General features: G+C 72.3%; 16 protein-coding genes. 10 read left to right on the top strand and 6 right to left on the bottom strand.

The window, feature by feature from the left end:
• The first annotated feature begins 93 nt into the window (after positions 1–93).
• The gene (locus FHX71_RS18535) at positions 94–1,485 is read left to right on the top strand and encodes a heparan-alpha-glucosaminide N-acetyltransferase domain-containing protein (RefSeq protein ID WP_182618987.1); all 1,392 of its coding nucleotides are present in this window, start codon (positions 94–96) and stop codon (positions 1,483–1,485) included.
• 97 nt (positions 1,486–1,582) lie between these two features.
• On the opposite strand, the gene FHX71_RS18540 is transcribed toward FHX71_RS18535, so the two are convergent.
• Both FHX71_RS18540 and FHX71_RS18545 read right to left on the bottom strand, forming a co-directional pair.
• Positions 1,583–2,527, bottom strand: coding sequence for a PhzF family protein (locus FHX71_RS18540; protein WP_182618988.1), 945 nt, complete (start codon positions 2,525–2,527; stop codon positions 1,583–1,585).
• A gap of 248 nt (positions 2,528–2,775) precedes the next feature.
• On the bottom strand, positions 2,776–3,747 hold the full coding sequence (locus FHX71_RS18545) for an aldo/keto reductase (protein WP_182618989.1): 972 nt from the start codon (positions 3,745–3,747) through the stop codon (positions 2,776–2,778).
• A gap of 261 nt (positions 3,748–4,008) precedes the next feature.
• Between FHX71_RS18545 and FHX71_RS18550 the strand changes: the two genes are divergently transcribed.
• From FHX71_RS18550 to FHX71_RS18565, 4 genes are all read left to right on the top strand, one after another.
• Complete coding sequence (locus FHX71_RS18550; protein ID WP_182619948.1) at positions 4,009–4,959, top strand: 3-methyladenine DNA glycosylase; 951 nt, start codon at positions 4,009–4,011, stop codon at positions 4,957–4,959.
• Positions 4,960–5,248: 289 nt separating this feature from the next.
• Entirely contained in the window at positions 5,249–5,875 is a 627-nt protein-coding gene (locus FHX71_RS18555) for a lytic polysaccharide monooxygenase auxiliary activity family 9 protein (protein ID WP_182618990.1), read from the top strand.
• Positions 5,876–6,104: 229 nt separating this feature from the next.
• A complete protein-coding gene (locus FHX71_RS18560; protein ID WP_220490195.1) occupies positions 6,105–6,731 on the top strand; it encodes a lytic polysaccharide monooxygenase auxiliary activity family 9 protein in 627 nt (208 codons plus the stop codon).
• 192 nt (positions 6,732–6,923) lie between these two features.
• On the top strand, positions 6,924–7,850 hold the full coding sequence (locus FHX71_RS18565) for a phosphotransferase (RefSeq protein WP_312877115.1): 927 nt from the start codon (positions 6,924–6,926) through the stop codon (positions 7,848–7,850).
• Here the strand turns inward: FHX71_RS18565 and FHX71_RS30150 are convergent.
• Positions 7,829–9,055 carry a DUF418 domain-containing protein gene (locus FHX71_RS30150; RefSeq protein ID WP_312877116.1) on the bottom strand — a complete coding sequence of 409 codons (1,227 nt, stop codon included), beginning with the start codon at positions 9,053–9,055 and terminating at the stop codon, positions 7,829–7,831. The genes FHX71_RS18565 and FHX71_RS30150 overlap by 22 nt on opposite strands.
• 317 nt (positions 9,056–9,372) lie before the next feature.
• Between FHX71_RS30150 and FHX71_RS18575 the strand changes: the two genes are divergently transcribed.
• Together FHX71_RS18575 and FHX71_RS18580 are read left to right on the top strand one after the other, a co-directional pair.
• The gene (locus tag FHX71_RS18575) at positions 9,373–10,185 is read left to right on the top strand and encodes an aminoglycoside 3'-phosphotransferase (protein WP_182618991.1); all 813 of its coding nucleotides are present in this window, start codon (positions 9,373–9,375) and stop codon (positions 10,183–10,185) included.
• Positions 10,182–10,757 (top strand): AAA family ATPase, encoded by a 576-nt coding sequence (locus FHX71_RS18580; RefSeq protein ID WP_182618992.1) that lies wholly within the window; start codon positions 10,182–10,184, stop codon positions 10,755–10,757. Before FHX71_RS18575 ends, FHX71_RS18580 begins: the two co-directional genes overlap by 4 nt.
• Here the strand turns inward: FHX71_RS18580 and FHX71_RS18585 are convergent.
• Complete coding sequence (locus tag FHX71_RS18585; RefSeq protein ID WP_182618993.1) at positions 10,739–11,287, bottom strand: CGNR zinc finger domain-containing protein; 549 nt, start codon at positions 11,285–11,287, stop codon at positions 10,739–10,741. The two genes, FHX71_RS18580 and FHX71_RS18585, sit on opposite strands and share 19 nt — an antisense overlap.
• A gap of 39 nt (positions 11,288–11,326) precedes the next feature.
• Between FHX71_RS18585 and FHX71_RS18590 the strand changes: the two genes are divergently transcribed.
• Positions 11,327–12,568, top strand: coding sequence for a DMT family transporter (locus FHX71_RS18590; protein ID WP_246403327.1), 1,242 nt, complete (start codon positions 11,327–11,329; stop codon positions 12,566–12,568).
• Positions 12,569–12,693: 125 nt separating this feature from the next.
• Here FHX71_RS18590 and FHX71_RS29425 read toward each other — a convergent pair whose 3' ends face one another.
• On the bottom strand, positions 12,694–14,457 hold the full coding sequence (locus FHX71_RS29425) for an HNH endonuclease signature motif containing protein (RefSeq protein WP_312877117.1): 1,764 nt from the start codon (positions 14,455–14,457) through the stop codon (positions 12,694–12,696).
• 264 nt (positions 14,458–14,721) lie between these two features.
• Here FHX71_RS29425 and FHX71_RS18610 point away from each other — a divergent pair, with 264 nt between their 5' ends.
• Positions 14,722–17,529 (top strand): DEAD/DEAH box helicase, encoded by a 2,808-nt coding sequence (locus FHX71_RS18610; RefSeq protein WP_246403329.1) that lies wholly within the window; start codon positions 14,722–14,724, stop codon positions 17,527–17,529.
• Positions 17,530–17,759: 230 nt separating this feature from the next.
• A complete protein-coding gene (locus tag FHX71_RS18615) occupies positions 17,760–19,115 on the top strand; it encodes an SGNH/GDSL hydrolase family protein (protein ID WP_182618994.1) in 1,356 nt (451 codons plus the stop codon).
• A gap of 133 nt (positions 19,116–19,248) precedes the next feature.
• On the opposite strand, the gene FHX71_RS18620 is transcribed toward FHX71_RS18615, so the two are convergent.
• Complete coding sequence (locus tag FHX71_RS18620; RefSeq protein ID WP_182618995.1) at positions 19,249–20,004, bottom strand: sulfite exporter TauE/SafE family protein; 756 nt, start codon at positions 20,002–20,004, stop codon at positions 19,249–19,251.
• Positions 20,005–20,109: the final 105 nt, after the last annotated feature.

Below are 20,109 nucleotides of genomic sequence, written 5' to 3' on the forward strand. Positions count from 1 at the left end.
CATCTGCGTTCTCATCCTTCGGGACGGCTGTCCAACAAGCCTGCCCCGGCGGGTCCTCGCGCGTCGGGCCCCGGGACGCGCGAGGATGCGCGCATGTCCACGCTTGCTCAGCCGTCCGGCGCGTCGTCCGAGGGGCCGTCGGGCCGGTCGTCCGAGGCGGTTCCGGATCCGACGTCGGAGGCGCCGTCCGACAAGCCGTCCGACAAGCCGGCCGGGAAGCCCGCCGCGGCCTCCGGGGGTGCGCGCCGCAGGCTGCGCGACAACCTGCGCGACAATCTGCTCGGCGGACCGGGCCGCGTGCTCGGCGCCGACATCGCGCGCGGCGTCGCGGTGCTCGGCATGTTCACGGCGCACGTGGGCGTCACCTCCGACGACCTCAGCACGTTCGAGGGCTGGCTGAGCCTGGCGCACGGCCGGTCGTCGATCCTGTTCGCGACGGTCGCCGGGCTCTCGCTCGCGCTGGTCACGGGCGGGTCCAGACCGCTGACGGGCGACGCGATGCGCACCGCGCGGGCCCGGATCCTCGTGCGCGCCGTCCTGCTCCTGGCACTGGTCGCGGTGCTCGACCTGTTCGGGACGCGGGTGCTGCTCATCCTGGGCTTCTACGCCGCGTACTTCGTGCTCGCGCTGCCGTTCCTGCGCATGCCGCCGGGCCGGCTGGCGGCGATCGCCGCGCTCCTCGCCGTGGTGGGTCCGTTCCTCGTCTACTACGGGCCGGAGGCGCTGGCCCGGGCCGGCCTGCGAGCGCCGCACGACGGGTCCGGTGCCGCCACGGACTTCCTGCTCACGGGCCACTACCCCGGCCTGGTCTGGATGGCGTACGTGCTCGCCGGACTCGCGCTGGGGCGCTGCGACCTGCGGTCGCCCACGCTGCAGCTCGGCCTGGTCGCGGGCGGGTTCGGGATGGCGGCCCTGACGTCGGTCGCGTCGGCGGTCCTGGTGGCCGGCGCCGGGGGCGTGCTCTCGATCGAGGGCCAGGTCTCCGTGACGTCGTCCCAGTACGTCACGCCGCCGCCCACCTGGTCGGACCCGTGGCCGCCGACGGCGGGGCTCTACCTCGAGGGCCCGCACGACGACACGACGTTCGAGGCCCTCGGCTCCGGCGGCTTCGCGCTCGGGGTGATCGGGCTCTGCCTGCTGGTCGGGACGGTGGCCCGGAAGGGTGCGGGCACAGGTTCGGGCACAGCTTCGGGCACAGGAAACGGCCTGCGTGTGCCGCTCGACGTCGCGCGGAAGGTGATCCTGGTGCTCGTGACGCCGCTGGCCGCCGTCGGCGCCCTGGCTCTGACCGTCTACTCGCTCCAGATCGTCACGATCTGGTGGTGGACCCGCACCTACTGGGACCTGCTCGACCCCGCGACCAACACCCCGCTCGCCTGGATGGTGCTCATCACCCTCGTCGCGGCGACGCTGTGGCGGGCGCTGCTGGGCCGGGGCCCGCTGGAGCGCCTGTTCGGATGGGTCGCCCGGAAGGCGTTCCCCTAGTTCGGGCGCGCTGGGCCGGGTGCGCTGGGCCGGGCGTGCGGGTCCGGGTGTGCGGGTCCGGTTGTGCCCGACGGCGGGGCCCGCGCCCGGGACCCGGCTAGAGGGCGACCTCGCCGACGATCGTGGTGACGGTGTCGCCGCCGACCCACACCTCGCCGTCGGGCCGCTTCTCGACGTGGACGCGGCCGGCGCGCCCCAGCGCCGTCCCCTGCGACGCGACGTACGACGACGGCAGCACGTCGCCCGCGAGCCACTGGCCCAGGCCGGCGTTGAGGCTGCCGGTCACCGGGTCCTCCCCGACGCCGATGGACGGGACGAAGGCGCGCACCTCGACGGCGGGCCGGTCTGCGTAAGTGCTGGCGTCGGTGCCGCCAGTGCTACCAGCAACAGTGCCGGTGTCTCCGGTCGGGCCCGTGCCGGGGGCGTACTCGCCCACCACGCCCAGCTTGAGGTCGCCCATCGCGACCAGGTCGGGTTCCAGACCGAGCACCACGTCGGCGTTGCGCAGCTGGACCGCGACCCAGCCGGGGCCGTTGTCGACCCAGGCCGAGCGGACGACGTCGGACACGTCAAGGCGCAGCGACCGCGCGATCTGCGCCAGGTCCGCGTCGTCGACGGCGCCCGACCGTGTCAGGGGCGGGCCGGCGAACGCGAGCCGCTGCCCCGACCCGGTGCCCTCGCGCGGCGCCTGCACCCTCACTCGCACCAGGCCGACGCCGCACTCCTGGATGACGTCCTGCCCACGCGGCTCGCCGCCCGCCTCCAGCCACGCGTGCGCGGTGCCGAGCGTCGGGTGCCCGGCGAACGGCAGCTCGCCGCCCGGGGTCCAGATCCGCACGCGGTAATCGGCGCCGGCGTCCCGCCCGGCCTCGGTCGGGTCGAGCAGGAACGTGGTCTCCGAGAGATTGGTCCAGCGGGCGAAGGCCGCGAGCTGCTCGTCGGTGAGGCCCTCGGCGCCGTGCACGACGGCGACCGGGTTGCCGCCTGTCGGGTGCGCGGAGAAGACGTTGACCTGCCGGAACGGGCGCAGCGGAAGACTCATGCGGCCCACGCTACCCAGACCGCACCCCAGAGCGGACCGGAGCGCATGTCGACCGCAGCCGCACGTGTCAGCGGCACACCTGTCAGACACCGCCGCACGTGTCAGACGCACAGGTCCCTCGGGTGACCTGTGTGTCTGACACGTGCGGGGATTTCTGACTGGTCGTGCTGACAGGCGGAGCTGACAGGCGATCAGGCGGGGATAGTTCGAGCGGGGAAGGTCAGGCGGGGAAGGTCAGGCGGGGAAGGTCAGGCGGGGAAGATCTCGTCGAGCTCCGCGAGGTCCTCCGCCGTCGGCGTCCAGGTCCAGGCCTGGGCGTTGCCGCGCACCTGCTCGGGCCGGGTGGCCCCCGCGATGACCGACGAGACCTCGGGCCGCGTCAGCAGCCAGGAGAACGCGACGTCGGTCTCGGTCACGCCGCGCTCGCGGCAGAACGCGCCAAACCGGTCGAGCGCAGCCCAGGGCGCCGTGTCGAGGAGCTGGGGCTTGGTCGTGACCAGGCGGGAGCCGTCGGGCCGGGCGCCGCCCGAGTACTTGCCCGTGAGCAGGCCGTTCTCCAGCGGGTGGTACGGCAGGATGCCGATCCCGTACTCCTTCGCGGCGGGCAGCACCTCCCGCTCCAGCCCTCGGGCCAGCAGGGAGTACTTGTTCTGCGCGGAGACGAAGCGGGTGCCGCTCAGGCCGCCCTGGGCGCGAGCCACGTGCTCGGCGTCGGCCACCTGCCAGCCCCGGAAGTTGGAGTGGCCCACGTAGCGGACCTTCCCGGAGCGGACCAGGTCGTCCAGTGCGGCGAGCGTCTCGTCGACCGGGGTCGCCGGGTCGGGCGCGTGCAGCTGGTAGAGGTCGATCCAGTCCGTGCCGAGCCGGCGCAGCGACGCCTCGGCGGCCCGGACGATGTACCGGCGCGACCCGCGCGACCCGAAGTCCTGACCGTTCGCGCCCTGAACGTCCAGCCCGAACTTCGTGGCGACGAGCACGTCGTCGCGGCGCCCCTTGAGGGCGGAGCCGAGCAGCTCCTCGGACAGGCCGGGCCGCGCGCCGTAGGCGTCCGCGGTGTCGAAGAAGGTCACGCCCGCGTCGATCGCGGCGTCGACCAGGGCCGTCGCCCCCTCCGCGGTCTCGGTGACGGTGCCAGCGCGGCCGAGGTTGTTGCACCCCAGCCCGACGACGGGAACGGACAGGCCGGAGCGCCCGAGACGGCGCAGGGGAAGGTCGGACATGGTCGCACCCTACGACGTCGGTCCGGCCGGGCTGACGGCGCTCCGGCCCTGACGGTGCCGCTCCGACCCTGCCGACGCCGCCCGCGACCTGCCGACGCCGCCCGCACACGGCTGACGTCGCCCGGGCAGGTGTCACCGCAGCCGTACCCTGGAGCGGTGACCACAGTCCTCGGCGAGCCGACCGCGCACGGTGCGCGCGACGTCGTCGTACCCCAGGGCGAGACACACGGGGCGGACAGAGCTCACGAGCCGGACGGGGCGCTGGCTCCCGAGGAGTGGCTGCCCCTTGCCGCCGCGCACGCCGAGCGCGCGGACGCGCTCACCGCGGTCTGGCGCGCGGCCCGCGCGGCCGGCCGCAAGCACGCGATCGAGGACTTCCTCTTCACGTACTACCCCACCCGCGTCGCGCACCTGCGCCGCTGGCACCCGGGAGCCGGCGTCGCGCTCGTGCTGCCCGACGGCGGGGCGGAGGCTCCCGGAGCGACGCCCGACGGCGATGCGCCCGATGTACCCAACGCGCCCAGTGCAACCAATGCACCCCATGCGGACGACCGCACCACGTGGCGCTGGCACCGCACTACCGACGGGGAGATCGTCACGCTCGACCCCGACGCGTTCCTGGCCGACCGCGGCGACACCGTGCGGTACGTGCGCGGGCTGCTGTCGGCGACGTCGTCCCGCGCGGGGACCTTCGGGTGCTTCGGGCTGCACGAGTGGGCCATGGTCTACCGCGACCGCGAGGCGGGCCGCGACCAGCGGCACCCGTTGCCGCTCCGGCTTGGGCACGAGGGCACCGATGCCGTGGTCGAGGCCAACCCCGTGCGCTGCTCCCACTTCGACGCGTTCCGGTTCTTCACGCCTGAGGCGACGTCGCGCAACCAGCTCCAGCCCAGCCGCGCCACCCAGGTCGGCATGGAGCAGCCGGGGTGCCTGCACGCCAACATGGACCTGTACAAGTGGTGCCTCAAGCTCGGTCCGGCCGTGCCCGGGGACCTGCTGCTCGACGCGTTCGAGCTGGCCCGCGACATCCGCTGGACCGACATGGCGGCCTCCCCGTACGACGTCTCCGCGTACGACGTCGCCGCCGTCCAGATCGAGACGCCCCACGGCAAGGCGGAGTACGTACGGCGGCAGCGCGACTTCGCGCAGCGGTCGAACGCGCTGCGCGAGCGTCTGCTGCGAGTCTGCGACGCACTGCTCGGCGCGCAGTAACCCGGCGCGCTCTTCACTCAACACGCTCTCGCTCAGCACGCTCTCACTCGGCACGCTCTCACTCGGCACGCATAGCCCGACGTCGTACCGCGGCTCGCCCCTGCCCGGCCCTCCCTGGCCGGCCCTCCCTGCCCAGACGCGCGTCTGATCTACGCATTTCGGTCATTCGCGAGTACGTAGTTGCCCTACTTGTCGCCGATCCCGCGCTTTTCTAGCGTCAGTCCTGTCGCACCCCAGCACTCAGGAGCACTTCAGGAAATTCCCAACTTCAGAACCCGAGGTGAGCGCCATGAGAGAGTCCGCACCGCACACACCCGTCGCCAGAGTCGTGCTCGGCATCTTCGCCGTCCTGGCCCTGACCCTGACGGCGCTGGTCGCCACGCCGAGCGCCCTGACGCCCAAGGCCGAGGCACACGGCTGGGTCGTCTCGCCGCCCAGCAGACAGGACCACTGCGCCAAGCGGACCGTGAGCTGGTCCTGCAACGGCGTCGAATGGGAGCCGCAGAGCGTCGAGGCGCCCAAGGGGTCCATGCTCTGTTCGGGCGGCAGCCGCTTCACCACCCTCGACAACGGCTCTCTCGCCTGGCCGCGCACCAGCATCAGCAGCACACACACCTTCCAGTGGACCCTGACGGCCTTCCACCGCACGGCCAGCTGGGAGTACTTCGTGGACGGCCGGCTCTTCAAGACGGTGAACGACAACGGGGCCACGCCGCCCGCGACCGTCACCCACACGCTCTCGGGCCTCCCGAGCGGCAACCACACGATCCTCGCCCGGTGGAACGTGTACGACACGGCCATGGCGTTCTACGCGTGCATGGACGTCAACGTCGGCGGCGGCGCGAGCGCCGGCAAGACGGCGGTCGACGCCGGACAGCAGGCGACCGGCGGACGCCTGGTGGCCGCCCGCCTGTGACGGGCCCTGAGCACCAGAACTGAGCGCCAGAACGGCCGGTGTCCCACCTCGGGACACCGGCTGTTCTGGCGTCCCGAGGACGCATTCAGAGGCAATCGACAGTGAAATACGGGGAACCGCGTACGAATTCACCCTCATTGTCAGGAAAGCTTCCATTTCCTAGGTTCGAGGCCTACCAAGAAATTTCACCCGCTCGACCCGCAGCATTCGACCTACGGAAGGCTTCACCGTGAATCGTGCACGCAGCACCAGCCCGCAGATCCGACTCCTGCTCTCCGCGCTCGCGGCCCTGGCGGTCGCGGCGGCCTTCCTCGTCGCCGCCCCGAGCGCGCTGCTGCCGCAGGCCCAGGCCCACGGCTGGATCACGAGCCCGCCGAGCCGCGCGGACCACTGCGCCACCGGCAACGTCAGCTTCGACTGCGGCGGCCTCCAGTACGAGCCGCAGAGCGTCGAGGCGCCGAAGGGCTCCACGCAGTGCTCCGGCGGCAGCGGCTTCAGCGTGCTCGACGACGACTCGCTGGCCTGGCCGCGCACCACCATCAGCGGCGACACCACGTTCCGCTGGCAGATCACCGCCCGGCACTCCACGTCCACCTGGGAGTACTTCGTGGACGGCCAGCTCTTCAAGACCTTCGACGACGGCGGCGCCCAGCCCGGCGCGACCGTCGAGCACACGCTGAGCGGCCTGCCGGCCGGCGACCACACCATCCTGGCCCGCTGGAACATCGCGGACACCATAAACGCGTTCTACCAGTGCGTCGACGTGACCGTCTCCGGTGCAGCCGCGGTGGACGCCGGTTCCAGCACGCAGGCACCGGCCGCCTTCAGCGCGCGAGGGACCCTGAGCGCCGTCTGACCCCTGCTCGCTCCCCGATCGCTCCCTGATCGGCCTCTGTCCGATCTCTGTCCGACCTCTGTCCAACCCGTCACGAGGCCGGGTGCCGACGCCGATCCGTGCGCCGACACCCGGCCTCGCCGTGTCGCCCAGTGCCCACCTGCACCACGAACCGGGAGCCCTTTTTCACCCGCTCCGTGGGACGATGGTGCCGTGTCGAGCACGCTGGTCGGCATCAGTCCGACACCCGTCGAAGTACCGCCCGTCGTGCACAACCTGGCCGGACGACTGCGGCCCGTGGCGACGGTCGTTCCCGTGTGGCGCAACGAGTACGGCGGTTTCACCGCCCGGCTCGAGGACAGTGCCCGGCTTGAGGACCGCACCAACGCACCCGGGCGGACGACGCCGCGAGCCGCCGGGCGCAGCTCGTACCTCAAGTGGGTCCCCCACGGTTCGGCCTGCCCCGACCCCTTTGCAGAGGCCGACCGGCTGGTCTGGGCCGGCTCGTTCGCCCCGCTCCCCCGCGTTCTTGACGTCGGCCGCAACAGGTACGGGTCCTGGCTGCTGACCGAGGCCGTCGAGCGGGACGGAGCGATCGCGACGTCCGCGATCGAGCCCCGCTGGCGCTCCCTGGCGAAGCGGTCCGCGATCGCCATCGGACTCGGCCTGCGCCAGCTCCACGACCTGCTCCCCGTGGACACCTGCTCGTTCGTCCGGACGGCGGAGCTGCGCGTGGCCGCCCTCACGAGGAGCGCCGCGGTCGCCCTGTGCGGCACGCCCCTGGGTGACCCGCCGTCCGTCGACCGGCTCGTCGTGTGCCACGGCGACGCGACGGTGCCGAACACGCTGCTCGACCGGGCCGGCCGCTTCGTGGCGCACGTCGACGTCGGCGACCTGGGTGTCGCCGACCGGTGGTCCGACATCGCGGTCACCACGCGCAGCGTCACCCGGCGCTATGGCCCTGGCCTGGAGCCGCTGGTCCTGGCCGCCTACGGCGTCGCGCCTGACCCTGTACGGACCAGGTACTACCGGGCCCTCTGGGACGCCGAGGAGGCGGTCCGCGTGCGGCGGGTCGCGCAGCGGGCCGAACCGCGCTACCCCGACCCGAACGGCAGAGGTCACCTACGGCGCGCGTCGTAGACCCGGTGCATCACCAGCTCGATGGGTCCGCGCGGCCACCGCCGGAGCCACAGGGGCGCCGCCACCATCAGGGTCAGCGAGATGGCCGCCCAGATGAGCGCGACCTGCCACGGGTCGCCGCCCGCGAGGCCGAGACCCCAGTCGTAGCAGATCGCCGAGGCGAGGACGTTCTGCAGCACGTAGCAGGACAGCGCCGTCCGCCCCACGCCCTCGATCCCCCGGCGCAGCAGGCTCGGGGTGGCTCCCGGACGGGTGCGGGCGACGAGCGTCGTGCCCAGCGCGAGGATGCCGAGCGCGACCAGCGGCGGCACCAGGTAGCGGTCCACGAGCACCCAGCTCGGCCCGGCCCAGGTAGTCAGCGCGTTCAGCGGGACGCCGACCCCCAGCCCGACCCAGGCCAGCCGACGGCGTAGGCGCGCGCCCTCCTCGGTCATCGAGAACATCCCGGCCCGGACCAGACGCGACCCCACCAGGAACAGCACCGTGGCCGACGGCACGATGAGGAGCAGCTCGATGCGGAAGACGTCCATGTGCGTGATCCGCAGCAGGACCTGGTCCAGCCAGCTCGCCGTCGACAGGCCGGCGGCGCCGTCGCCCTGCCCACTTGATCCGTCCTGCCCGCTCGCTGCGCCTTGGTCGCTCGTTACGCCAGAGGTCATCGCGAGCAGCGCCGTGAGCGCCACGACCAGCACGACGTAGACGCCGGCCACCACGCCGCCCCAGACCCGCACGACCCGGTCGCTGCGCCCGACCAGGTAGGCGGCGAGGAGGGAGGCGATCGCATACCCCATGAGCACGTCGAACTCGAAGACCAGCACGTAGTGCAGGAGGCCCTCGACGAAGAGGATCGCGGCCCGCAGCGCGTACCGACCGGGCCACGGCAGGCCGCGGCGCACCATCGAGCGGTACTGCAGCTCGAGCCCCACCCCGAAGAGCAGCGTGAGGAGCGCGAGGAACTTCCCGTTCGACAACGCCTGCAGCACCGTTCGCACCGGGTCCGCCGTCGCGAAGCCGTCCGAGATCCAGGCCGCAGGGCCGCCCGGGGTGCTGAACAGCCAGATGTTGCTGGCGAGGGTGCCGAGGATCGCGATCCCGCGCAGGACGTCGAGCGCGAGGATCCGCCCGGTCGCGCCCCTCGGGCCGGAGACGATCCCTGCCGACGACGATGCCGGCGCCGGAAGGGTCGGCACTGGATGGGTCGGCACTGCAGGAGTTGGCGCCGCAGGAGCTGGCACTGCAGGAGTCGGCGCCGGAGGGGTCCGCGCCGGAAGGGGCTTGCTCGTTGACGGGACGGCGGGCACGGACAGGACGGCGGGCACGGACGGGTCGGCGGGCATGGTCCGAGCCTGTCGCGGCCGGCGCGCGACGGCGTCCGCCGTCCGGGCGATCTCCGGCGCCGCACATACATCTTTCGGAGGACGCCGAACGGAGCACTCCCAACAGAGGCTCCGAGCAGAGGAGCATCGCGCACGGCACGGAATTCACCTCGTGCATGCCGCGCCCGGTCTGCCACTGTGGCTCCATGACGATCCCCATCGAAGCCGTCTCGGTGCCTGACGTCGTCTCCGAGCTCGCCGGTGACGGACTCGTCACGCCGGCCTGGCGCAACGAGCTGGGCGGCCTGACCTTCCGGGTCGACCCCACGGCGGACGCGGCAGATGCGGCAGAACCGACGCCGCGAGCGGCCTACTACGTGAAGTGGATGCCCTACTCGGACCGCGCCACGACCGAACGTGTGGACCTGGCCAACGAGGCCGCACGGATGCGATGGGCGGCGCCGTACACGCCGGTGCCGCACGTGCTCGACGTGGGTTCGGACGAGGAGGCGAAGTGGCTGGTGACGGCCGCGATGCCCGCACGCTCCGCCGTCGACCCCCGCTGGCTGGCCGAGCCGGAGACCGCAGCGCGGGCGATCGGCGCCGGGCTCCGGGCGCTCCACGACGTCCTGCCGGTCGACGAGTGCCCCTGGACCTGGAGCGTCGAGGACCGGATCGCCGTCGCCGAGGACCGGGCGGCCCGCGGCCACGCGGCCGACGGCTGGTCGCTCGAGACCCGGGCGCGTCTCGCTGACGCGCCCGAGCACGACCGGCTCGTCGTCTGCCACGGCGACGCCTGCGCGCCCAACACCCTCCTCGCCGACGACGGCACCTGGGCGGGGCACGTGGACCTCGGCGGTCTGGGCGTCGGCGACCGCTGGGCCGACCTCGCCGTCGCGACCTACAGCCTCGGATGGAACTACGGCTCCGGCTACGACCACCTGGTGTACGAGGGGTACGGGATCGACGAGGACCCCGACCGGGTCGCCTACTACCGCCTCCTGTGGGACCTCGGATGAGCGCGAACGATCCTGGGCCCGGCCTGCTCGTCGTGACGGGGCCGCCGGGCTCGGGCAAGTCCACGGTGTGCGAGGCCCTGGCCGACCGCTGGGAGCCGAGCGTCCTGGTCGAGGGCGACGCGTTCTTCCGGTTCCTGCGCCGCGGGATGATCCCGCCGTGGCTGCCGGAGGCACACGCCCAGAACGACACGACGGTCCGCGCCGCCGCGGCCTCCGCGGGCGGCTTCGCAGCCGGTGGGATGGCCGTGGTGTACGACGGCGTGATCGGGCCGTGGTTCCTGCCCGCCTTCACGCGGCTGACCGGCCTCGACGTGATCGACTACGTGGTGCTGCTGCCGCCCGTCGAGACCTGTTTGAAGCGCGTCGAGACCCGCATCGGCCACGGGTTCACCGACCTCGACGCCGCCCGGCACATGCACGACGACTTCGTCCGGGCGACGACGTCGGACCCGGGGGCCGCGAGCCCGCCCGGGGTGGTGCTGACGGACCTGCCGGACGACGTCGCCGGGGTAGCCGACGCGATCATCGCCGCGATGGCCTCGGGCCGCTCCCGCTACACGGTCGCGGACTGACCCGCGCGGCGCGCCCGGTGGGCCGCCTGCGCGTTGCGGTTGCTGCAGGTCGTGGAGCAGTAGCGGCGCGAGCGGTTGCGGGACAGGTCCAGGACGATCCCCTGGCAGTCGTCATCGGCGCACACCGCGAGGCGGGACAGCTCGTCGTCCCGGATCACGTCGATCATCGCCATCGCCGTCTCGACCAGGATGCGCGTCGCGAGCGGCGCGTCGCTGGGCACGGCGTGGATGTGCCAGTCGGCCGGCGGGTGCCGCACGAGCTGCGGGACGGCTCCGGCTGCCGCGAGCATGTCGTTCACCAGCCCGACAGCCGAGTCCCGGTCAGCGGTGAGGAGCTCGCGCAGCCGCGGCTGCAGCCCCAGCACCTCGTCCAGCTCGACCTGGGTGCTGTCGTGCCGACCGGTGTAGCCCTGCCCGGCGAAGAACGCGTCGAGGTCCGCCACGGTGGTGATCGTGACGGGGGGCTCGCTCGCGTTCACGAGCACGACGGCGGCCTGGAGCGATTCCTCGGTGTCATGAGTGAAAACCACGTTGACACATTACCTCGCCCGCCCGTAGCGTCAGGACCCATGGGCCCTGTGACACCTGACACCAACAAGCCGAGCACTCGGCTGCCGCGTCACCTCACCCTGGGCCTCGTGTTCGCCGGCGCCTCGGCCGTGGCGTTCAGCCTGTCCGGGGTGTTCGCCAGCGGGCTCCTCGACACGGGGTGGAGCCCTGGCGCCATGGTCCTCGTCCGCGTGGCGATCGCGACCCTGGTCGTGCTGCCTCTGGGCATCGTGTCCCTGCGCGGCGACTGGCGCCCCGTCCGCAAGAACCTCGGGCTCATCGCGGTCTACGGGGCGGTGTCGGTCGCGGGCTGCCAGTTCGCCTACTTCTCGGCGGTGCAGCACATGCCCGTCAGCCCGGCGCTGCTCATCGAGTACACGGCACCAGCGGCCGTGGTCCTCTGGTTCTGGCTCCGGCACGGCCAACGTCCGACGGCGGCCACGATCGGCGGAACGCTGCTCGCCGCCGTGGGACTCGTACTGGTGCTGAACCTCGTCTCGGGCACCCCGGGCGCGACAGCCGTCGACCCGGTGGGCATCGCCTGGGCCCTGGTCGCGATGCTCGGGGTGTCCACGTATTTCGTCATCAACGCGAACGTCGAGACCGGTCTGCCGCCGCTCGCGCTGGCCGCCGGCGGCCTCCTGACCGCGACCGTGGCGCTCGGCCTGCTCGGCGTGACCGGGCTCATGCCGCTGGAGTACAACACGACGTCGCCGGTCTACGCCGGAACGGCCGTGCCGTGGTGGCTGCCGGTGGTCGGCCTCGGCGTCATCACCGCCGCGTTCGCCTACGTCGCCGGCATCGCCGCGGGGCGGTTGCTCGGCCCCCGGTTGTCCTCCTTCGTCGGGCTGTTCGAGGTCGTCTCTGCCATCGGTTTCGCCTGGCTGCTGCTGGGCGAGCTGCCGCAGCCCATCCAGCTGGTCGGTGGCGTGCTGATCCTCGCGGGCGTGATCGCGGTCCAGGCGGGCGAGAAGCGGGTCGACCCCGGATCCGCCGACGAGGAGCCCACCGGGACGACTCGACCGACGCCCGTCCAGTCGAACACCGTCCAGTCGAACGACGCACAGCCGAACACCGCACAGCCGGGGCTCGCACTGCCGACGCCCATGGAGCCGAACACCGCACGGCCGAACCTGGCCCGGTCGGATCCCACCCAGCCGGATCTCACCCAGCCGGATCTCGCGCAGCCGGGTCTCACCCTGCCGGATCTGACGCAGCCGGATCTCGCGCAGCCGGACCCCGCACAGCCGACCCCGCTCTAGCCGACGGGCTGTCACGAAGGCACCTGCGGCGACCCTGCTGCCGAATCATCTGATGCCGCCGAGCCGTCTGGTACCGCCCGGCCACCAGCACCACCAGCACCACCGGGTCACCCAGGTCGGCCGGGTCACCCAGCACCGCCAGGATCACCGAGCATCACCGGATCGGCCGGTGCCGCCGGATCGGCGATCGTCCTGCCGTGCCGGTCCGTGAACGCCCATCCTCCGACGCCCTCGCGCCAGCGCATCGTGACGCCGGTCGTGTCGACCAGGTCGTGGTGGTGGTAACAGAGCAGGGCGCCGTTGGCCACGGAGGTCTCGCCACCGTCGGCCCAGTGCCGGACGGCGTGGTGGACCTCGCACCGCGACGGTGGCTGGTCGCACGACGGATAGACGCAGTGCTGGTCGCGAGCCATCACCGCCCTGCGCATCTGGCCGGTCACCGTCCGGTGCGCCCGTCCGACGTCGAGGACCGCACCGTCCGGGCCGAACACCACCCGCGTCACGGCGCTGTCGCAGGCCAGCCGACGGAACAGGCTCCTCGGCACGACGCTGTCCCGACCGTCCCCGACCAGTGTGGGCGGGACCGAGTCGAAAGCCGCACCCGACCGCACGGGCGAGGGCAGAGCTGAGCCACCAGCACCAGCACCAGCACCAGCACCAGCACCAGCACCAGCACCAGCACCAGCACCAGCACCAGCACCAGCACCAGCACCAGCCAATCCTGGCCCGGCGCCCGTACCCACACCCGCGCCTCCGCTGCGGCTCGACCGTTTGACCAACCGGTCCATCTCACTGAGCGACACCAGCACGCTGATCTGCGGTCGGACCGCCGACCCGGAACCCGTCCGGCCGTTGTCGAGCGCCGTACGCGCCAGGTCCGCGAGCGCCTGCGCGCGGCGCTGGGTCGGGGTCCGGTCGTCGCCCGGGGTGGGCTTGCCCATCACCGACCCGAGCGCAGCGCTCAGGGCGTGGCCGTGCTCGTCGGTGAGGAATCCCTTGATGTGGAACCCGCCCAGTGTCTGGGCCAGCTCGAGGTGCTCGCGCTCCTTGGCGATCCGGTAGCCGCGCTCGTCGGCATCGGGGTCCGCCTGGTCGGCGAACCGGTCGACGATGCGCCGGAAGCCGTCCGGCGTGTTCAGGTCGACGTGGGTCAGGAGCAGTTCCTCGCCCGTCAGCAGCCTGCGCTTCCGCTTCGTCTCACCGCCGTCACCAACTCCGCCGCCACCATTCCCACCGTCATCAAGCCCGCCGTCACCAACTCCATCACCGGCAGCACCTTCGCCGGAGCCGTCGTCGCCTCCGGGCCCGCCACTCCCGATCACCTCGAACTCGGTCACGCCGGGGTCCACGAGGATCTCCTCGGCGAGCGCCTCGGCACGCATGTCCGACGTCGGCGCCTTGTCGATCATCGCGCGCACCTGCTCAGGCCCCACGCGGCCGGCCAGTGCCCCCGCGAGGGTCGCCGGAAGGTACGCCGCGAGCCGCCGTCCGGCTTTGACGTCGCGGCTCGCCGTGCCGAAGCGCACGTGCTCCCGCCGGGCGAGCCACGCCGGGAAGGTCCGTGATCCGTCGGTCGCCCACAGGCCATGTGCCTCGATCCTGGGCAGCCACGACACGCGCAGGACGTCGAGCCGGTGCACCGCCGCACGCATCGCCGGCGACAGCGACGTCAGCCGATCCGCCACGGCACCGGCGCCGGCACCACCACCACCAGCACCAGCACCAGCACCAGCACCAGCACCAGCCAGTTCCTGCGCGTCCAGCACCGCCGGACCGCCCACCTCGACGAGCTCGTCGACGATCCGGCCCAGGTCGGCGACGACGTCGACCAACCCGCGCGGGGATTCCGTTCCCACCCGCTGCTCCGCCTCGACCACCACGGCCGTCACCCCCTTCCGCACCTCGGCCACAACAATCCCGAAACCTGATCGATGACCCCCACCGTAGGGAACAGACGTCCGCAGTGGAGTCCAGAAATCAGATCTGTGCACAACCCTTCGAAAAGGTCGCCTGTGGTCGCACTCCCTCAGTGCAACCACGGCACGAGGGGCTCTCACTGCCCGGGCAACACCGACCACTTCCCCGGCAACACCGACCCCCGCCACCACGCTTCACCCCGCCTGCCAGACCCGCCTGCAAGAATGGGCAGCACCATGACCGCGCCCTCCTCGACAACGTCGACAACCTCGACCGCTCCCCCGTCCACCGACCGGCCCGCCTCGTCGTCGGGCGCCCCGAAGCCCGCAGGGACACTGATTCCCTACCTGCCCGCGCCCACGGGCAAGGACCCCGACCCGGACGTCCTGTTCGAGAAGTTCGGCGAGTGGGCCGCGGCGGGCGGGCGCGCGCTGTACCCGCACCAGGAGGAGGCCCTCCTGGAGGTCATGACGGGGTCCCACGTGGTCCTCGCGACGCCCACGGGCTCCGGCAAGTCGATGGTCGCCATGGGCGCGCAGTTCGCCGCGCTGGCCGCCCACCGCTCCGGGCGCGGTGGCCGCACCTATTACACGGCCCCGCTCAAGGCGCTGGTCAGCGAGAAGTTCTTCGACCTGGTCGCCGCGTTCGGTTCGAAGAACGTCGGCATGATGACGGGCGACTCCGCCGTCAACCCGGACGCCCCGATCATCTGCTGCACCGCCGAGATCCTCGCGAACCTCGCCCTGCGGCGCGGCGACGCCGCGGAGGAGAGCGACACCGCCGCGGACGACGAGGCCATCGCCCAGGTCGTCATGGACGAGTTCCACTACTACGGCGACCCCCAGCGCGGCTGGGCGTGGCAGGTGCCGCTGCTGGAGCTCACGAACACGCAGTTCATCCTGATGAGCGCCACGCTCGGCGACACCGCCCGCCTGCGCGAGGACATCGAGGAGCGCACCGGGCGGCCCGTCGCCGAGGTCGCGGGCGCCGAGCGCCCCGTGCCGCTCACCTTCTCGTACGTGGTGGAGCCGCTCACCGAGGTGATCCAGGAGCTGGTGACCACGCACCGCGCCCCGGTCTACGTGGTCCACTTCACGCAGAAGGACGCCGTGGACCGCGCGCAGTCCCTGCTGTCGATGAACGTCTCCAGCAAGTCGGAGAAGGAGGCGATCATCGCGGAGATGGGCGCCTTCCGGTTCGGCACCGGGTTCGGCAAGATCCTCAGCAAGTTCCTGCGGCACGGCGTGGGCGTGCACCACGCGGGCATGCTGCCCAAGTACCGCCGCCTCGTGGAGCGCCTGACGCAGAAGGGCCTGCTCAAGGTCGTCTGCGGCACCGACACCCTCGGCGTCGGCATCAACGTGCCGATCCGCACGGTGCTCCTGACCAGCCTCGTGAAGTTCGACGGCGAACGCATGCGCCACCTCAGCGCCCGCGAGTTCCACCAGATCGCCGGGCGCGCGGGCCGCGCCGGGTACGACACGGTGGGCGAGGTGCTCGTCATGGCGCCCGAGCACGTCATCGAGAACCGCAAGATCCTGGCCAAGGCCGGCGACGACCCGAAGAAGCTCAAGAAGATCGTCCGCAAGAAGGCGCCGTCGGGCTCCGTGAACTGGACCGACGCCACCTTCGAGCGCCTGCGCGACGCCGATCCCGAGCCGCTGGTCTCCCAGTTCCGCGTGAACCACGCGATGGTGCTCAACGTCCTGGCGCGCGGCACGGCCCACGGCACGGCGCGCGGTGCGGCCCACGCCGACGCGGGCGACCCCGTCGACGCCATGCGCCACCTCCTGACCGCCAACCACGACTCGGAGACGCAGCAGGCCGCGCATGTGCGGCAGGCGTTCCGCATCTACCGCTCCCTGCGGCTCGCGGGCGTCGTGGAGAAGGTCCGGGTGCCCGACGGCGACGGCGGCCTGCGGCCGTCCGCACGCCTGATGGTGGACCTCCCCCGCGACTTCGCGCTCAACCAGCCGCTGTCGCCGTTCGCGCTCGCCGCCATGGACCTGCTCGACGTCGAGAGCCCCACGCACGCGCTCGACGTCGTCTCCGTCATCGAGGCCACCCTGGACGACCCACGCCAGGTGCTCATGGGCCAGCAGAACCGGGCGCGCGGCGAGGCCGTCGCCGCGATGAAGGCGGAGGGGCTGGAGTACGAGGAGCGCATGGAGCTGCTGGAGGAGGTCACGTGGCCCAAGCCGCTGGCCGACCTCCTGGAGCCCGCGTTCCAGACCTACCGCCGCACCAACCCGTGGGTCGCGGACGCCGAGCTGTCGCCCAAGTCCGTGGTGCGCGACATGGTCGAGAAGGCCATGACGTTCGCCGAGATCGTGAGCGTGTACGGGCTGGAGCGCACCGAGGGCGTGGTGCTGCGCTACCTCGCCGACGCGTTCCGGGCCGTGCGCCAGGTGGTCCCCGAGGAGCACCGCACCGAAGAGGTGCAGGAGATCATCGAGTGGCTCGGCGAGCTCGTGCGCGGCGTGGACTCCTCGTTGCTCGACGAGTGGGAGCGCTTGGCGAACCCTGTGGACGACGATGCCGACCTCGTGACGGACGGCGAGCTGGCCGACGCCGGGGCCGAGGCGCCCGTGCGGCCCGTGACCGGCAACCCCCGTGCGTTCCGGCGCCTGGTCCGCAACGCGATGTTCCGCCGGGTCGAGCTCGTCGCGCGCGAGGCTTACTCGGCGCTGGCGTCGCTGGACCAGGGCTGGGACGCCGACGCCTGGGGCGACGCCCTCGACCCGCTGTTCGAGGAGCAGGGCGACGACGCCGTCGGCATCGGCCCGGAGGCCCGCTCGGCCGCGCTGCTGACGATCCTGGAGCCGGGCGCGGAGCTGCCCAGCAGCAGCGGCACCAGCGGCACCAGCACCAGCGGGCAGGACGGCGAGACCGGCCGCGTCGAGCCCGGTACCTGGTGGGTGCGGCAGGTGCTCGACGACGCCGACCGCAACCGCGACTGGGCCATCACCGCCCGGATCGACCTGGCGGCCAGTGACGAGGCGGGCGAGGTCGTGCTGACGGTGGTCGCCGTCGGCCAGATCTAGCCGGCCAGATCCAGCCGGGCAGATCTAGCTGACCCACCCACGCCCTGCCAACCGCCGCCCGCCGTCCACCTCGGACGGCGGGCGGTGCGCATGCCGGGCACAACCGGCCACGGGAAGATTTCCCGGGTGATTTACCGTCTATTTACCCAAGTTCGGCCGTGCCATAAACTCCGGTATTGAAGATCCGGTCAGCAGCGCCGCACGAGCGCTGCCTGGACACAGGAGTGCCAATGACGACGCACCTGCCCTCGCCCGACCGCTCCACCCATCCCTATCGACGCCCGTTCACCCGACGCTCGTTCGCCCGACGGCCCCTCGCCCTGCTGCTCTCGACCTGCCTCGCCGCCGCGGTCGCCGCAGCCGCACCCGCGGCCGCCGCGCCCCTCCCCACCGCAGCGCCCCTCCCCACCGCCGCCCCGCTTCCCACCGCCGCGCCCCTCCCGACCGACGGCCCCGGCGTCGGCACACCGTGGGTCGTGACCCTCGGCGACTCCTACATCTCCGGCGAGGCCGGCCGCTGGGCGGGCGCCTCCAACAGCGACTCGGACCGGGCCGACGCACTCGGGCCGACCGCCTACTTCGACAACGCGGGCGGGACGGGCGAGACCATCCCGCGCTGCCACCGCGCCTCCTCCGCCGAGGCCTACATCGGCGGTGGCGTGGAGGGCCTCAACCTCGCGTGCAGCGGCGCCACGACCGCCACCTCGACCGGATCGAACTTCAAGCCGGGCATCGACTTCTACGAGGGCTCCGCGGGCCAGGGCCAGGCCCGCATGCTCCAGGAGGCCGCCGCCACCCGGAACGTCCGCATGGTCGTCGTCTCGATCGGCGGGAACGACTTCGAGTTCGCGAGCGTCGTGCAGAGCTGCGTGGTCAACTTCCTCACGTCGCCGACCTGGTGGAAGAACTACTGCCACGACGACAGCTCCGTCACGGCCAACTTCACGCCCTCGAACGTCGCCGCCGTCCGGGCGCGGGTGGTGGCCGCGCTCGACAACGTCGCGACCGCGATGAGCAACGCCGGGTACGACACCAGCCAGTGGACCCTCGTGGTCCAGACCTACCCGTCGCCGGTGCCGAACGGCTCCGGCATCCGCTACTCCGAGTCCGGGTACACCCGCCAGTCCACGGGCGGCTGCGGCCTGTGGAACCAGGACGCCGACTGGGCCAACTCCACGGTCCTGCCCACCATCAACGGCGCGCTGCTGGGCGCGGCCGCCGACGTCGGGCTGCCGAACGTCCGCACCCTCGACATGACGCACGCGTTCGACGGCAAGCGGCTGTGCGAGCGCGGCGTCGGCCTGTACGAGGAGATCGGCCTGCCGAACTGGCAGTCGGCCGGCGCGGCCGACCGGACCGAGTGGGTCAACCAGATCCGGACGGTCAGCACCATCGGCGACTCGCCGTACTACGTCCAGGAGTCGCTGCACCCGAGCTACTGGGGTCAGCTCGCGATGCGCAACTGCCTGCGGCAGGTCTGGAACGCAGGCGACCCGCGCAGCGGCAGCTGCACCGTGGGCAACCTGGGCACGGCCATGCTCGCGCCGTCGGGCGAACCGTCGATGGTCCTGGGCCCGCTCGAGTAGCCGCCGCAAGAAGCCCTGTCAGACGTACAGGTCCCCCCGGGGACCTGTACGTCTGACACGTACGGGGTGGGACAGGTGCAGGTGGGACAGGTGCAGGTGGGACAGGTACGGGGTGGGACAGGTGCGGGGTGGGTCAGGCCGCCAGGCCGAGCAGGCCCCGGGCGAGCGTCGCGAACCCACCGATGTAGGCGAGCGTCACGAGCACCTTGCGCGTGGCGCTCGCCGAGATCCGTCCGACGAGCAGCTCGCCCAGCCCGATGGAGGCCACGAGCGCGACGCCGACGGCCACCCACTCCCAGACGGCGAAGCCGGGGAACGTGACGTCGGCGACCAGGAGCTTGGCCGTCATCGCGGCGATCGCGTTGGTGAGGAAGATGGGCTGGGCGGTGGCCGCGAAGTCGCGGGGGTCCCAGCGGTCGAGCACGGAGTAGACGGCGATGGGCGGGCCCCCGATCCCGGCGGCCACGCTGCCGAAACCGGCCGCGGCACCCGTGACGAGCAGCGGCAGCCGGGCCTCCGGCGCGAACGGCCGCTCCGCGCCCCGCAGCCGCGAGGTCACCAGCGCGAGCGTCATCGCGACCACGACGACGCCGCCCACCCCGATCTCCAGGGCCGACGCGCTCGCCTCCCGGATGACCAGCGCCGCCGGCACGCTGACCGCCACGGACGCGCTCACCAGCCAGCCGTAGCGACGCCAGTTCACGTGCCGGATCGTGCGCCCGAGCACGAGCAGCGCCATCAGCGCCCCCACGAGGTTGACGAACATGACGCCCTCGATCGGGCCGATCAGGAGCACGATGAACGGCCCGGCGACGAGTCCGAAGCCCATCCCCGCCACGCGTTGCAGGGAGCCCCCGACGAGGATGGCGAGGACGAGGAGGGCAAGCACGCCCCCTACGCTAGCCACGTAGTTTCCGACCGGACTCCCGGGGATTCGGTCCGGCGCCCCGTCCGACGACGGCGCCCCGCCCGACGGCGCAGCCCCGTCCGACGG

Origin of the sequence: Promicromonospora sukumoe (assembly GCF_014137995.1) — a bacterium.
Taxonomy (GTDB): Bacteria; Actinomycetota; Actinomycetes; order Actinomycetales; family Cellulomonadaceae; genus Promicromonospora; species Promicromonospora sukumoe.

Coding starts and splice junctions, on each gene's coding strand:
- FHX71_RS18535 (WP_182618987.1), top strand. CDS start 94: ATGTCCACGCTTGCTCAGCCGTCCGGCGCGTCGTCCGAGGGGCCGTCG.
- FHX71_RS18540 (WP_182618988.1), bottom strand. CDS start 2,527: ATGAGTCTTCCGCTGCGCCCGTTCCGGCAGGTCAACGTCTTCTCCGCG.
- FHX71_RS18545 (WP_182618989.1), bottom strand. CDS start 3,747: ATGTCCGACCTTCCCCTGCGCCGTCTCGGGCGCTCCGGCCTGTCCGTT.
- FHX71_RS18555 (WP_182618990.1), top strand. CDS start 5,249: ATGAGAGAGTCCGCACCGCACACACCCGTCGCCAGAGTCGTGCTCGGC.
- FHX71_RS18575 (WP_182618991.1), top strand. CDS start 9,373: ATGACGATCCCCATCGAAGCCGTCTCGGTGCCTGACGTCGTCTCCGAG.
- FHX71_RS18580 (WP_182618992.1), top strand. CDS start 10,182: ATGAGCGCGAACGATCCTGGGCCCGGCCTGCTCGTCGTGACGGGGCCG.
- FHX71_RS18590 (WP_246403327.1), top strand. CDS start 11,327: ATGGGCCCTGTGACACCTGACACCAACAAGCCGAGCACTCGGCTGCCG.
- FHX71_RS18610 (WP_246403329.1), top strand. CDS start 14,722: ATGACCGCGCCCTCCTCGACAACGTCGACAACCTCGACCGCTCCCCCG.
- FHX71_RS18615 (WP_182618994.1), top strand. CDS start 17,760: ATGACGACGCACCTGCCCTCGCCCGACCGCTCCACCCATCCCTATCGA.